This window comes from Gordonia shandongensis DSM 45094 (assembly GCF_000423025.1).
GTDB lineage: Bacteria > Actinomycetota > Actinomycetes > Mycobacteriales > Mycobacteriaceae > Gordonia > Gordonia shandongensis.
Genome location: NZ_AUHE01000012.1, coordinates 48,868 through 61,863, shown reverse-complemented (window position 1 = coordinate 61,863; position 12,996 = coordinate 48,868). Strand labels below are relative to the sequence as shown.

Genomic DNA, 12,996 nt, shown 5'->3' with positions numbered 1-12,996 from the left:
TCTGCAGTTACGCTGTTCCACATGGCACGACGGCTCAGCTATTCCGCCCGGTATCCCCATCCGCCGGAGACGATCTACCAGGCGCTCTCGCAGCGGAAGTACTGGGAGGATCTCATGGAGGGTTTCCGCGAGCTGACGCCGATCTCCTCGGTCGAGGAGTTCGAGTCCGGCCCCGACGGCGTCCGCGTGGTCCTGTCGCAGACGATCACCCGCGACATGCTTCCGCCCATCGCGCAGACCGTGATGGTCAAGGACATGATGATCACGCGCATCGAGACCTACGACCGCTTCGATCCGACCTCGACCGGCGGCACGTACACCGCGTCGATCCCCGCCGGACCCGGATCGTTGACCGGTGAGCAGGAACTGTTCCCCACCGAGACGGGCTGCACCATCCGCAAGACCACCGAGGTGAAGGTGTATCTGCCCTTCATCAACGGGAAGCTGGAGCAGCTGATGCTCGTCAACCTCGTCGACCTGTTTCGCGGCGAGGCAGAGTTCACCTCCACCTGGGTCGAGGACAACATCAGCTGACGCGGGTCGGTCCGGCGGCGTGTCGTCCGTTCGGATGTGATCGGCGCATCGCCTCGGCCACAGCGGCTCGATTGTCGTCGGCCGCCGATAAGCTGATGTCCATGTCATCCACAGGGCCGTCGACCGGGTCGTCCGCCGGGTCATCCGCCGAGTCCGGCGAACCCGTCGATCAGTTCGCGGAGACGACTGCGCGGCAGCTCCCGAACGGGACCGCGCAGTTCACCGATCCGCACGCCGTCTATGCCGCCGATCACGCCGTCGACCACGGTGCCGCGGCGCCGGCGGGGTATCCCTACGGCGCGTATCCCCCACCCCCGATGACCCCACCCCCGATGGCCCCGCCCCCGCCGCCGTCCGGTGGAGGGGCCGGGCGGGCCGTCCTGATCGGTCTCGCGCTCGGCTGCATCGTGGCGCTCGCCGCCGCAGCCGTGGTGATCGCGATCAAGCTCGCGTCCTCCGACGACGACGCGACGGTCGCCGACCGACCCGGGACGAATCAACCCGAGGACGGGGCGAGCGAGGCGCCAGGCGCGGCCGAGGCGTCGGTGTCGACGCCGCCGACCGACACGGAGGACGCGGCCGCCGCTCGGATCGCCCAGCAGATCGGCCAGGACTCGGTCGCGTTGCGCGGCGATCTGAACAACACGTGGGCCGCGCAGCTCAGTGCCAAGCGGCCGGGGCTCGAGGCCGAGGGTCGACGCTGGGACAACCGGTCGATCTGGGCCGAGTTCGTCGACTTCCGATCCCGATATCCGCAGGTCAAGATGCTCGACAGTTCTCAGTGGCCGGTGTTCTCCGAGTCGGGATGGCTGGTGTCGGTCAGCGCTCAGCGGTTCCCGACGCCGCAGAGCGCCATCGCCTGGTGCCGCAGCAACGGGCTCGACGCGGACCACTGCTTCGCCAAATTGATCAGCACCTCGCGCTCGGCGGACGGGTCCACCGTCTACAAGTGACGCTATACAGTCGTGGGCGCCTACAGTCGTGGGCGCACCCGGTGGTGACGAGAGACGCGAGAGCAGGAGGGACCCATGCGGCTGGCGATGGCGCAGATCAGTTCCACCGCGGACCCCGAGGAGAACCTGGCGACGGTGGTCGACCGGACCCGGTTCGCCGCGGCCCGGGGCGCCGACCTGGTCGTCTTCCCCGAGGCGACGATGTGCCGTTTCGGGGTCCCGCTCGGCGAGGTCGCGCAACCCCTCGACGGGCCGTGGGCCTCCCGGGTCGCGGCGTTGGCCGACGAGGAGCAGATCGCGGTGATCGCCGGCATGTTCACGCCCGCCCCCGACGGCCGCATCGCCAACACCGTTCTCGTCGCGCGTCCCGGTCGGGCGCCGGAGGGTTACGACAAGATCCATCTCTTCGACGCTTTCGGCTTCCGGGAGTCCGCGACGATCGCCCCCGGCGGCGAACCGTTCGTGACCGAGATCGCCGGGCACTCGGTGGGCGTGGCGACCTGCTACGACATCCGTTTCCCCGCGCTGTTCACCGAACTCGCGCACCGCGGCGCGCAGGTGATCGCGGTGCCGACCTCATGGGGGGCGGGGCCCGGGAAGATCGATCAGTGGCAGACCCTCGCGACGGCCCGCGCGCTGGACTCGACGTGTTTCGTCGCCGCGGTGGGACAGGCGTTGCCGGACGATCCGGGGATCAGGGGATCCTCGGCGCCGACGGGGATAGGGCACAGTCGCCTCTCAGATCCGTTCGGTAGCGTGATCGCCGACTACGACTCCGCGGCCCGGACCGACGTCCACGACATCGACCCGGCACTGACAGACAAGGCGCGCTCGGCGTTGGCGGTCCTCGCCAACGAGCGGGAGTTCCGCCGCCTGGATCGGACACGACACTCATGACCGACGACTCCACGCGACCCTCGGAGCCGACCGACGACGATCGGGACGACGCACGTCCGGCGGAGGCCCAGGCCGATGGTGAAGCCCGGTCCGATGGTGAAGCCCGGTCCGATGGTGAGGCCCGGTCCGACGGGGATGCGCCGACCGGCGAGGTGGTGACCGGGCCGATCGACCCGGAACGCATCGCGCGGTCGCAGGCGCCGACGGGCGAGAAGCCGTCGACGCGCCGACTCGACCTCGACGCGGAGTTCACACCGATCGACGAGCCCGGTGTCCCGCCGCCCCCGCCGGTGACGCGCGACGCGCCGATGAGACGCGGCGGCGACTCCGCACGCTCCGGTCCCAAGCACCGGGGCCGGACCATCGCGCTGATCGTGACGGCGATCGTGCTGGTCCTGGTGATCGCGGGTGTCGGGACCGACCTGTATCTCCGCAACAAGGTGGAGGACTGCCTGCAGAGCTCGTTCGACAATCTGACGGGCACCGACACGTCGGTCTCCGTGTCGCGTCGTCCGATGCTGCTGACGATGTTCGGTTCGGATGTGCCGTGGGTGCAGGTCGACACCACCGGTGACGACGATGCCGCCACCATGCGGCTGCACGCGCGGGCCGAGGGGATCAGCACCGACGGCGGCAGCGCCGACCACATCGAGGGCAACGGGTACCTGCCGTTCGATCGGATCGCCTCGCTCTCCACGGAGCAGGAGTCCGACGGGCCGGAGATTCAGAAGGTGACGGGCAATCCGTCGGCGAAGACGATCACCGTCGACACGGAGGTCCGGGTGTTCCTCCTGTCGGTCCCGGCGACCGTCACCCTGAAGCCGACGCTCGGAAAGGACGGGTCGGTCTCGTTCGACGTGACCGACGCGGCGGTCCTCGGGTCCGTGAAGGTGCCGAACGACTTCGTCCAACCGATCGTCGAGGATGTGACGGCCGGGACGTTGGGTCCGATGTTCAAGCAGGTCAAGGTGTCGAAGTTCGACATCGATCAGAAAGGCATCACGTTCGCCTTCGACGGATCGGACGTCAACCTGAAGGAGGCCGCCCAATCGACGGGTGACATGTCCTCCACCTGCTCGATCTGACCGCTGCTCGATCTGGTCGGCGGGCCGAGGTCAGTCGGGGAGACTATCGAGGACGGCGCGGGTGCCCGACAGGCCGAGCCGATCGGCGCCCGCCGCGATCAGCTCGGCCGCGAACTCGGCGGTCCGGATGCCGCCGCTGGCCTTGACGCGGACGCTCGCGGGCACTGCCGCGCGCATCACCTCGACGGCTCGGACGCTCGCGCCGCCGGACGGGTGAAATCCGGTGGAGGTCTTCACGAAGTCGGCACCGGCCTCCGCTGCGCGGCGGGACACGTTCGCCAGGCCGTCGTCGCCGATCGTGTCGAGCAGCACCGCCGCCTCCACGATCACCTTGAGCACGACCTCCCGGCCGACGGCCTCCCGCACGGTCAGGACGTCGGCGAACACCTCGTCGTAGTGGCCGGCCACGGCCGCCCCCACATCGATCACCATGTCGATCTCGTCGGCGCCCGAGTCGACGGCGAACCGCGCTTCGGCGGCCTTGACCAGCGAATGGTGCTTGCCCGACGGGAATCCGGCGACCACGCAGGTGGCCGCCGAGCCGGTGTCGACGGGCAGCATCGACGGGGACAGGCAGATCGCGTGGACACCCAGGTCGAGCCCCTCGGACACCGCGGCCTCGGCGTCGGCGCGGGTGGCTTCGGGCTTGAGGAGGGTGTGGTCGACCATCGCCGCGACGGTCGCTCGGGTCAGGTTGGTGTTCGTCACGGATTCGAGCTTGGCACACTTGGTCGGGTGAGCAACTCCCAGACCCCTGACCGGCAGACCCCTGACCGGCAGACCCCCGACCGGCAGACCCCCGACCGGCAGGTGTCGGCCGGTGACGACCGTCGTTTCGTGTTGACCCTCGGCTGCCCCGACCGCACGGGCATCGTGGCGGCCCTCTCCGGATTCCTGACCGGCGTCGGCGGCTGGATCACCGAGGCCGCCTACCACTCCGACGAGGTGACGGGCTGGTTCTTCACCCGTCAGGCGGTCCGCGCGGATTCGGTGGGGATGACGATCGACGATTTCCGCACCCGCTTCGCCGATGTGGCGGCGATGTTCGGTCCCGAGGTGGAGTGGCAGGTGAGCGATTCGGGTGCACCGAAGTCGGCGGTCCTGCTGGTCAGCAGGGACAGTCACTGTCTGACGGATCTGTTGGCACGGGCCGAGCGGGGCGACTTCCCCGCAGCGATCAGCGCGGTGGTCGGCAACCATCGCGATCTGGAGGAGATCACCACCCGGTTCGGGGTCCCGTTCCATCACGTCCCGTTCCCGGCCGACGGCAAGGAGGAGGCGTTCGCGCAGGTGCGGCGGATCGTCGACGGGTATCGTCCCGACGCGATCGTGTTGGCCCGGTTCATGCAGATCCTGCCCGCGGAGCTGTGCGAGGCGTGGGCGGGGCGCGCCATCAACATCCACCACAGCTTCCTGCCGAGCTTCATCGGCGCCCGCCCGTACCATCAGGCGTTCCAGCGCGGCGTGAAGTTGATCGGCGCCACCTGCCATTACGTGACCGCCGATCTGGACGCCGGCCCGATCATCGAGCAGGACGTCAGCCGGATCACCCACGAGTACTCGGCGGCGGACATGGTCCGTCAGGGCCGCGACATCGAGACCCTGGTGTTGGCGCGCGGCGTGCGCTGGCATCTGGAGCACCGCGTTCTCGTGCACGACCGCAAGACCGTCGTATTCCAGTGACGGGGTGTTCCAGTGACGGGGTGTTCCAGATACGGGGTCAGCCGGTCTTGATGTTTCGGCGGGAGGTCGCCTGGTCGCGGGGGCGGACGACGATCTGGTCGATGTCGACGCGTGAGGGCCGCGATGCGGTGAACGAGATGATGTCGGCGATGTCGTCGGCGACGAGAGGCTCGAGCCCCTCGTAGACGGCGTCGGCCTTTGCGGTGTCGCCGTCGAAGCGGACCAGCGAGAACTCCGTCTCGACCATGCCGGGGCAGATCTCGGTGAGCCGGATCGGCGTGCCGATCAGCTCCAGTCGCAGGGTGCGGTGCAGAACTCCCTGGGCGTGCTTGGCGGAGGTGTATCCGGCGCCGTTGTCGTAGGCCTCCAGGGCGGCGGTGGAGGTGACGGTGATGATGAGGCCGTCACCGGAGTCGGCGAGTTTCGGGAGCAGTCCCTTGGTGATCCGCAGGGTGCCGATCACGTTGGTCTCCCACATCCAGCGCCAGTCGTCGAGGTCGGCGTCGGCCACGGGGGCGAGGCCCTTGGCGCCGCCGGCATTGTTGACCAGGACGTCGACACGATCGAGGGCCGCGATGAACCGTTCCACCGAGGCGGCGTCGGTGACGTCGAGGTAGCTGGCTCGGCCGCCGATCTCGTCGGCCAGCTCACTGATCCGATCGACTCGGCGGGCCCCGAGCACCACCTGGAAGCCGTCCTGTGCCAGCCGTCGCGCGGTGGCGGCGCCGATGCCGGAACTCGCCCCCGTCACGACTGCGACCCTGCCGTTGCTGTTGTCCGAAGCGCTCATGCCTCCGAGTGTATTCGCTGCGGACCGGTGACATCCGGCGGTGACGACGGCCGGTACCCGCATCCCGGAGCGCTGCATACTGATACTTTCGACCCCATGAACATCAGCGGCGTCGTCGTCGCGCACCTGCGCGTCGGGTCCGGTCCCGCCGCAGCGGTTCTCGGCGCCGTGCGGGCCGGCGCGCCCCTCACCCGCGACAGGATCGTCGACGAGACGGGGCTGTCGGCGGCGACGATCAACCGTCAGGTCAACGCGCTCCTGGACGCAGGTCTCCTCGTGGAGCGCGCCGACCTCCTCGGCCACGCCGGTGTGGGACGCCCCAAACTGCCGCTGACCCTCGACGCGGATCGGTTCTGCGTGGCCGGAATGCATGTCGGCGCCCGCCGGACCGCGCTGGTCATCGCCGACGTCGCCGGCCGGACGCTCTACAGTCACGCGATCCGCACGCGTGAACTGGCCGGCGCGGAGCCCGCCGAGGCGGTCGCGCGGCTGTGCGATCTGCTCGCCGAACTCGCCGCCCGCTTCTCGGGGCGCCGGGTGCTGTGGGGCGGTGCGGCTCTCGGCGGCGTGGTCGATTCGGAGACCGGTGTCGTCTCGCACCCGATCCTCGGCTGGGAGGACCAGCCGCTCGGTGAGCGGCTCACCGCGGCGCTCGGGGTCCCGGTGTCGGTCGCCGAGCACGTTCAGGCGATGGCGGCCGCAGAACTGCTCCTCTCGTCGTCGATCGACGACGACGGCTCCACCCTGTTCTTCTATGCCCGCGAGACGGTCGGCATGTCGCTGATCATCGGCGGGGAGGTGCATCAACCGGCCGGCGGCGCGGGAACCGTCGCCGGACTCCGCGTGGCTCCCGGCGTGCTCGACGTCGAACCGATCGCGCCCCTGCAACCGGTGATCGGGACCGCCGCGGTCAAGGCCGCGGCCGCCCGACTCGGCGTCGATCACACCGCGGGGGTGATCGCCGACGATCGGGCACGGGTGCTGGGGGAGGCCGTCGCGACGATGCGCGACGTGCTCAACCCCGACCAGGTGATCGTCGCCGGTGAGGCGTTCTCCGCCCACCCGCACGGTCTGGCACCGGTGCAGGCGGCCTTCGACGCCGCCAGCCTGCTGCCCGGAGCCCTGGAGATCGTCCCCACCTGCTTCGGGATCGCGGCGCCCGAGGCGTCGGCGGTCGCCGTGGCGCTGTCGGCGGTCTACGGCGACCCGCTCGGCGTCGCGGGGGACTGACGCCCATCCCCCGGAGTCAGCATCCCCGGAGTCAGCGAATGCGGAGGTCGGCGATCCGGGCGAGCACCTCGGCGACGTCGTCGGGACCCTCGACGCAGAACGCCGCGGCCGTCGCGCCCGCACCGACCTTGACGCCGACATCACCGGGACCCAGGTGCGCGAACGCCTTCTCGTCGGTGACGTCGTCACCCAGGTAGAGCACGGCGTCGACCTCGAAGGCCGACCGGAGTCGGTCGAGCGCGACACCCTTGCTCGTCTTGATGACGGCCAGCTCGATGACCGCCTTGCCGTGTGTGACCTCGACACCCTCCCAGGCGCCGGGACCCGCCTCGGCGAGGGCTATCGCCTCGGCGGCGGCGTCGTCGTCCACGTTGCGGACGTGGAGGGCGGCGCTCACCGGCTTCGTCTCGATGGTGGCGCCGGGGAAGTGACCGCTGATGTCGCCGAGGTCGGCGACGATCCGCGCCAGCAGATCCCGGTGCCGGTCGGTCACCGCGTCGTCGAATCCCGACTCGAACTCGGCGCCGTGACTGCCGACCAGCGTGATGGACTTGTCGGCGCCGGACAGGGCGGCGAGGTCGGCGCGCGCTCGCCCCGAGATGAGCGCGGCGACCGTTCCCGGTGCCTGCGCCGCGCGTTCGAGTGCCGCGATCGACCGGGGATCGGCGACGGCGTCCTCCGGACGCGACACGATCGGCGCCACGCAGCCGTCGTAGTCGGACGCCACCAGGACGCGCTCGTGGGCGGCGACCTCGGCGAGGGCGGCGGTCAGCGAATCGTCGATCATCGCCGCACCTGGGCGAGGGTGTCGAGGAAGCTGCGCGCCCACTGGTCGACGTCGTTGTCCATCACCTGTCGGTGCAGTGCGGCCATGCGGCCGCGACGCACCTCGGCGGGATCGGTGACGGCGGCCGCGATGGCGTCGTCGACGCCGTCGGCGTCGTACGGATTCATCAGGTAGGCGTCGGTGAGTTCGGCGGCGGCACCGGTGAACTCGCTGAGGACGAGGGCGCCGCCGAGGTCGTCGCGGGCCGCGAGGTACTCCTTCGCGACGAGGTTCATGCCGTCGCGCAGCGGCGTCACGAGCATCACGTCGGCGGCACGGAAGTAGGCGAGCAACTCCGCTCGCGGCACCGGCTGCAGGAGATACCGGACGGGGGGACTCCCGACGGTGCCGTAGGTGCCGTTGATGTGGCCGACCGTCCGCTCGATCCGATTGCGGATCTCGATGTAGCTGTCGACCCGCTCGCGGCTCGGGCTGGCGAGCTGGATGAGGACGGTCTCGGCGGGGTCGAGGCGACCGTCGGCGAACAGACGCTCGAGCGACTCGAGTCGGACGTCGATGCCCTTGGTGTAGTCGAGCCGGTCGACGCCGAGCATCACCGTGCGCGGGTCACCGAGCTCGGCGCGGATGCGGGCCGCCCGGTCGGCGGTCTCGGCGGCCCGGTCGCGGACCTCCGCGGAGTCGATGGAGATCGGGAACGATCCGACGCGCACCGTCCGGCCGTCGTGGACGACGGTGCCGAAGTCCTCGCGAACCCCCACCGGACCGGTGGACGCATCGGCCCCCAGGACCCGTCTGGCGAGGGCCAGGAAGTTCTCGGCTCCGCCCGGGAGGTGGAAGCCGATGAGGTCGGCGCCGAGGAGTCCGCGGACGATGTCCTCGCGCCACGGCAGCTGGCTGAACAGCTCCACCGGCGGGAACGGAATGTGCAGGAAGAACCCGATGCGCAGGTCCGGGCGCAGGTCGCGGAGCATCGCCGGGACGAGCTGCAGTTGGTAGTCCTGCACCCACACGAGCGCCCCGGGCGCCGCGGACTCGGCGGCGGCCTCCGCGAACCGCCGGTTCACGGTCACGTAGGTCTCCCACCAGTCGCGCCGGTAGACGGGCGGGACGAGGACGTCGTGATAGAGCGGCCACAGGGCGGAGTTCGAGAAGCCCTCGTAGTAGTCCTCGACCTCGGTGGCGCTCAGGGGGACCGGACGGATGTCGATGCCGTCGACCACCGGTCGCTCGCCGGAATCGGTGGCCGGCGAATCGGTGCCCGGCGAATCGGTGCCCGGCGACTCGGGGACGCCGGACCATCCCACCCACGCGCCCGACCGGGCGGCGAGGGTGGGGGTCAGTGCGGTGACGAGACCGCCGGGGGCCCGCTTCCACACGGCGGAGCCGTCCGGTCGGACACGTTTGTCGACGGGCAGTCGGTTCGCGACGACGACGAAATCCGCACCCGTCGCCGGGTGCCCACCGGGCTGAGTCATCGAGTCGGGGTCTTCTGCTCAGGCGGTCTCGCCCGGTGCGATGCCCAGCATGGCGAGCAGCATGCGGCATTCGTCGGCGTCGGTGGCGTAGGCGGCCACCACCCGTCGTGCCGAATGCGCTGTCTCGTCAGCCACCGGCGTCAACTCGTCCTCGGCGATCTCGTCGGTCGTCGTCTTCGCTGCCATGGCCGCGATTCTACCCGAGCCGGTCAGGTGTTCCGGGCGGCGTTCGCGACGATCGCATCACGCACATAGGCGGCCAGCCCGGGTTCGAGATCCTCGTAGGTGGCGGTGAATCTCGGGTCGCTGACGTACATCTCGCCGAGACACGTGTGGAACTGATGGCTGCAGTCGTAGAACCGCCGGTCGATGTGTGTGCGAGCAGCCTCGGCCGCATCGGTGGCGGCGTCGCCGTCGGCGGGGAGACCGGCGCGTTTGGCCGCGACGAACGCGGCGTTGATAGCGTCGGTCTCCGCCTTGATCTGCGCCCAGTCGTCCTTCGTGTACCGCCGGGTCCGTTCGGCCGACTGCCGCCAGGCATCGGTGTCGCCCCACCGCTGTTGCGCCTCGGCCTGGTACTCGTCGCTGAATCCGTCGCCGAAGATCTCGCGCATCTCCGCGTCGGTCACGGGTCGCTGTGTCATCTCTGCCTCCAGTGTTCGATCGATGGCGTCGATGAGCTCGGTGAGCTCATCGCGCCTGGACACGACGGCGTCCCGGCGGCGACGGAGACTGTCGGCCGGATCGTCGTCACCGTCGAGCAGTGAGGCGATCTCGTCCAACGGCATCTCGAGTCGTCGGAACAGGACGATGCGCTGAAGGCGACGGACGTCCGCGTCTGTGTAGAGGCGGTATCCGGCACCCGAGCGCATGCGCGGCGAGAGCAGTCCGATCCGGTCGTAGTGGTGCAGGGTGCGCACCGTCACACCGGTCGACTCCGCGAGGCGACCCACCGTCCAGGTGGTGCCGCCGGGCGTCGTGCTCTCGTCGTTCACCGTCATGTCTTCGATCGTGGAGACTGACGTCGGGGGAGGGTCAAGCCCCGCGCGGGACCGGTCGCACCGGGGTCCCGGTGGGGGAGGAAGGGCATCGCGGCCATGCGGGGGAACTTCACGGCACGCCGCTGGCGGTGAAAGGCCGCAGGCAACTGCGGGCGTTTGAGCGTACGGGCGATGAACTCACCGAGCGTCACCCCCGCGGCCAGTGCGCCGGCGATGCTGATCGCCGTGGCCAGCTGCCGCATCCCGGCCACCGACTGCTCGCTCATCAAGCCGTACAACCCCCGGTAGACGGCCGAACCGGGCAGCATCGGGGTGATGCCTGCGACGGCGATGACCAGCGGCGGCGTCAACGCGCGGCGGGCGGCGAGACCACCGACGAGGCCCACCACCACGGCCGCCCCGAACGAGGCGACGAGCGGGCCCGCGGTGAGCAGCGTGAGTCCGCCGGTGACGCCGGAGGCCACGACCCCGGCGCCGAACGCGACGGGGATCGCCCGTCTCTCGGCGTAACTCGCCAACGCGAAGGCGCCGGCCGCGATCGCACCGCCGGCGATGGTCGTCGGCAGATCGGTCGGCCGGAACGGCGACGCCGTGGAGATCGACGGCAGCATGATGCCCAGCGACTCGGTCACCTTGATCGCCGCACCGACCCCGCCGAGGATGCCGACCGTCATCAGGACGACCTCCGAGAACCGGGCGGTCGCGGTGATCGGCGCTCCGGTGATCGCGTCCTGCACCGAACCGACCAGCGACAATCCCGACAGGAGCACGACGATGCCCGCGGCGATGATCTGCGAGGGCATGAACGTCACATTGAGCGCCTCGCGCCAGTTGTAGAGCGTCGCGGCGGGTAACACGGCGATGAAACCGCCCACCATCTGCTGAAAGAACACCGGGGTGCCGAAGCGTGCGAGCAGCCGATTCGTCGAGACGATGATGATCGTGGTGACCATCGTCGTCGTCGCGATGAGCGGATTGCCGCCCAGCAGAATCGAGATTCCGAGGGCCATCGCGCCCCACCCCAGGGTGGCGACCCAGTACGGGTAGGGGTGACCGGCGGTGGTGATGCCGTCCACGATGCGATGGGCGGTGCCGGGAGTGATCGCGAGCTGCCGCACCCGCCGCACGAGACGGTCGACGTGCGCGAGGCGGGTGAAGTCCAGCGACCGGTAGTGGACGGTGCGGACCGCCGTCACCGGCGGCAGCGTGGGACCGCGGCGCGCGCTGACGAGGATGGTGTTGAAGGTGACGTCGACCTCGACGTTGTCCAGGCCGTAGATGCCGGCGACGAAGATGATCTGATCGCGGGTGTCGACGGCGCCCGTGCCGGAGTCGAGGAGGACCGCGCCGATGCGGGCGGCGAGGTCGAGGACCTCGGTGATGGCCGCCTCGTCGTCCATCGGGATCGGCTTGCGGGGAGCGACGAGGATGCTGCCGGGCTCGATCGTGTCGATCGTGGCCTGTTCCTCGCCCAACAGCTTGTCGAATCCGCGACGGAGCGTGGTCAGCAGTCGCACCCCTCAGTCCTCCTCACAGGTGGTGATTCGCAGACGCATCCGGGTGGGGACGGCTGCGGCGGTGACGGTCATGAGCGGAGCCGGATCGCGGGGGTGTGCGAGGGCTCCACGTGTCAGTCGTCGTCGGTCGGCCGCTCCGTTACGGGTCTGGAGTGTGACCCTATATACTTCCGCGGCAGGCCTCCTTAGCTCAGTGGTAGAGCAACGCTCTTGTAAAGCGTAGGTCGTCAGTTCAATCCTGACAGGGGGCTCCACTCGGGGGACTCCCGTTCGGGTCGGCGGTCCTCGTCAACGGATCCGCACCAACGGGATCGTCCTCCCCGTCGCCGCCGCCCTCGTGCGGTAGTCGGCGTACAGCGGGAAGACCCGATCGGCCATCGCCCACACCCGGCCGCAGTCGGCGGCGTCGACGATCTCCTCCGCCGTCCGGGCCGGACGGCCCCACTGCGGTCGCCGGTCGTGGTCAGCAGTGCCGTCGGGATCGACGCGCGGGAGGTCGTCGTCAGTCGTCATGGTCGGCGCCTCACAGGACGACGAGCAGGTCGGTCCGCAGGTCGTCGTGGGCGATCGCCGACGGGTCGGTCACATAGATCTCGATGAGGGCGCGCGGTGCGGACCCGCGGGTCACGCGGTGCGTCTCCAGCAGCGTCTCCCACGCGCTGCCGAGTCCGTCGAAACCGCCCAGATGGCTCATCACCAGTGCCCGGCCGGCGGGGAACTCGGCGTTCGCGACACCGTCGAGGTCGGTGACGTCGACCGGCTCGGCGACCGGGAACCCGACCGTCAGGTCGAAGGTGTCGGTGACGTCGCCGACGTACACGGCGAAACCGGGCCCCACCGGGCCGGCCTCGGCGAGAGCGCCGAACGCCGAGTCGAAGATCTCCGGCAGCCCCGAGAGGGTCTCGTCGAAGAACTCCACGGTCACGGTGGGCACGCCCGACGGCAGCTGGATCTCGGTGGCCTCGAAGTACGGGTCCTCGCGCAGGACCAGGGATGCAGAACTCGTCATGCGGCAATCGTACGGCCGGACCGCGCGGGTGCGCG

Annotated in this window: 15 protein-coding genes and 1 tRNA gene; 7 read left to right on the top strand and 9 right to left on the bottom strand. The window is 70.0% G+C overall.

Going from position 1 to position 12,996, the window contains the following annotated elements:
* The first annotated feature begins 21 nt into the window (after positions 1 to 21).
* The 4 genes from G528_RS0111375 to G528_RS0111360 all read left to right on the top strand — a co-directional run bounded on the left by G528_RS0111375 (position 22) and on the right by G528_RS0111360 (position 3,469).
* Positions 22 to 534: a DUF2505 domain-containing protein gene (locus G528_RS0111375; RefSeq protein WP_026919075.1), complete on the top strand. Its 513-nt coding sequence runs from the start codon at positions 22 to 24 to the stop codon at positions 532 to 534.
* 101 nt (positions 535 to 635) lie between these two features.
* Positions 636 to 1,487, top strand: coding sequence for a hypothetical protein (locus tag G528_RS0111370; protein WP_051198717.1), 852 nt, complete (start codon positions 636 to 638; stop codon positions 1,485 to 1,487).
* 75 nt (positions 1,488 to 1,562) lie between these two features.
* Entirely contained in the window at positions 1,563 to 2,384 is an 822-nt protein-coding gene (locus tag G528_RS0111365; protein WP_026919073.1) for a carbon-nitrogen hydrolase family protein, read from the top strand.
* Positions 2,381 to 3,469: an LmeA family phospholipid-binding protein gene (locus G528_RS0111360; RefSeq protein ID WP_026919072.1), complete on the top strand. Its 1,089-nt coding sequence runs from the start codon at positions 2,381 to 2,383 to the stop codon at positions 3,467 to 3,469. The genes G528_RS0111365 and G528_RS0111360 overlap by 4 nt, the downstream gene beginning before the upstream one ends.
* A gap of 30 nt (positions 3,470 to 3,499) precedes the next feature.
* Here G528_RS0111360 and deoC read toward each other — a convergent pair whose 3' ends face one another.
* Positions 3,500 to 4,177 (bottom strand): deoxyribose-phosphate aldolase, encoded by a 678-nt coding sequence (deoC, locus tag G528_RS0111355; protein WP_026919071.1) that lies wholly within the window; start codon positions 4,175 to 4,177, stop codon positions 3,500 to 3,502.
* Between the two features lie 102 nt (positions 4,178 to 4,279).
* On the opposite strand from deoC, the gene purU reads away from it, so the two are divergent.
* The gene (purU, locus tag G528_RS0111350; protein ID WP_026919070.1) at positions 4,280 to 5,152 is read left to right on the top strand and encodes a formyltetrahydrofolate deformylase; all 873 of its coding nucleotides are present in this window, start codon (positions 4,280 to 4,282) and stop codon (positions 5,150 to 5,152) included.
* 37 nt (positions 5,153 to 5,189) lie between these two features.
* On the opposite strand, the gene G528_RS0111345 is transcribed toward purU, so the two are convergent.
* The gene (locus G528_RS0111345) at positions 5,190 to 5,942 is read right to left on the bottom strand and encodes an SDR family oxidoreductase (RefSeq protein WP_026919069.1); all 753 of its coding nucleotides are present in this window, start codon (positions 5,940 to 5,942) and stop codon (positions 5,190 to 5,192) included.
* A 96-nt stretch (positions 5,943 to 6,038) separates the two neighbouring features.
* On the opposite strand from G528_RS0111345, the gene G528_RS0111340 reads away from it, so the two are divergent.
* Entirely contained in the window at positions 6,039 to 7,172 is a 1,134-nt protein-coding gene (locus tag G528_RS0111340) for an ROK family transcriptional regulator (protein WP_026919068.1), read from the top strand.
* Between the two features lie 31 nt (positions 7,173 to 7,203).
* Here G528_RS0111340 and otsB read toward each other — a convergent pair whose 3' ends face one another.
* From otsB to G528_RS17300, 5 genes are read right to left on the bottom strand one after another with little or no spacing between them, the layout of a single operon-like run.
* Positions 7,204 to 7,959 (bottom strand): trehalose-phosphatase, encoded by a 756-nt coding sequence (otsB, locus tag G528_RS0111335; protein ID WP_026919067.1) that lies wholly within the window; start codon positions 7,957 to 7,959, stop codon positions 7,204 to 7,206.
* On the bottom strand, positions 7,956 to 9,434 hold the full coding sequence (locus tag G528_RS0111330) for an alpha,alpha-trehalose-phosphate synthase (UDP-forming) (RefSeq protein WP_026919066.1): 1,479 nt from the start codon (positions 9,432 to 9,434) through the stop codon (positions 7,956 to 7,958). The genes otsB and G528_RS0111330 overlap by 4 nt, the downstream gene beginning before the upstream one ends.
* 18 nt (positions 9,435 to 9,452) lie before the next feature.
* Positions 9,453 to 9,620 (bottom strand): hypothetical protein, encoded by a 168-nt coding sequence (locus tag G528_RS18650; protein WP_169515263.1) that lies wholly within the window; start codon positions 9,618 to 9,620, stop codon positions 9,453 to 9,455.
* Positions 9,621 to 9,643: 23 nt separating this feature from the next.
* Positions 9,644 to 10,435 carry a MerR family transcriptional regulator gene (locus G528_RS0111320; protein WP_035719786.1) on the bottom strand — a complete coding sequence of 264 codons (792 nt, stop codon included), beginning with the start codon at positions 10,433 to 10,435 and terminating at the stop codon, positions 9,644 to 9,646.
* On the bottom strand, positions 10,432 to 11,946 hold the full coding sequence (locus tag G528_RS17300) for a threonine/serine exporter family protein (protein WP_156890432.1): 1,515 nt from the start codon (positions 11,944 to 11,946) through the stop codon (positions 10,432 to 10,434). The genes G528_RS0111320 and G528_RS17300 overlap by 4 nt, the downstream gene beginning before the upstream one ends.
* A gap of 185 nt (positions 11,947 to 12,131) precedes the next feature.
* Here G528_RS17300 and G528_RS0111310 point away from each other — a divergent pair.
* A tRNA-Thr gene (locus tag G528_RS0111310) sits at positions 12,132 to 12,206 on the top strand.
* 34 nt (positions 12,207 to 12,240) lie between these two features.
* Here G528_RS0111310 and G528_RS0111305 read toward each other — a convergent pair.
* A complete protein-coding gene (locus G528_RS0111305; protein WP_026919064.1) occupies positions 12,241 to 12,465 on the bottom strand; it encodes a hypothetical protein in 225 nt (74 codons plus the stop codon).
* 10 nt (positions 12,466 to 12,475) lie between these two features.
* A complete protein-coding gene (locus tag G528_RS0111300) occupies positions 12,476 to 12,961 on the bottom strand; it encodes a GyrI-like domain-containing protein (protein WP_026919063.1) in 486 nt (161 codons plus the stop codon).
* Between the last annotated feature and the right edge of the window lie 35 nt (positions 12,962 to 12,996).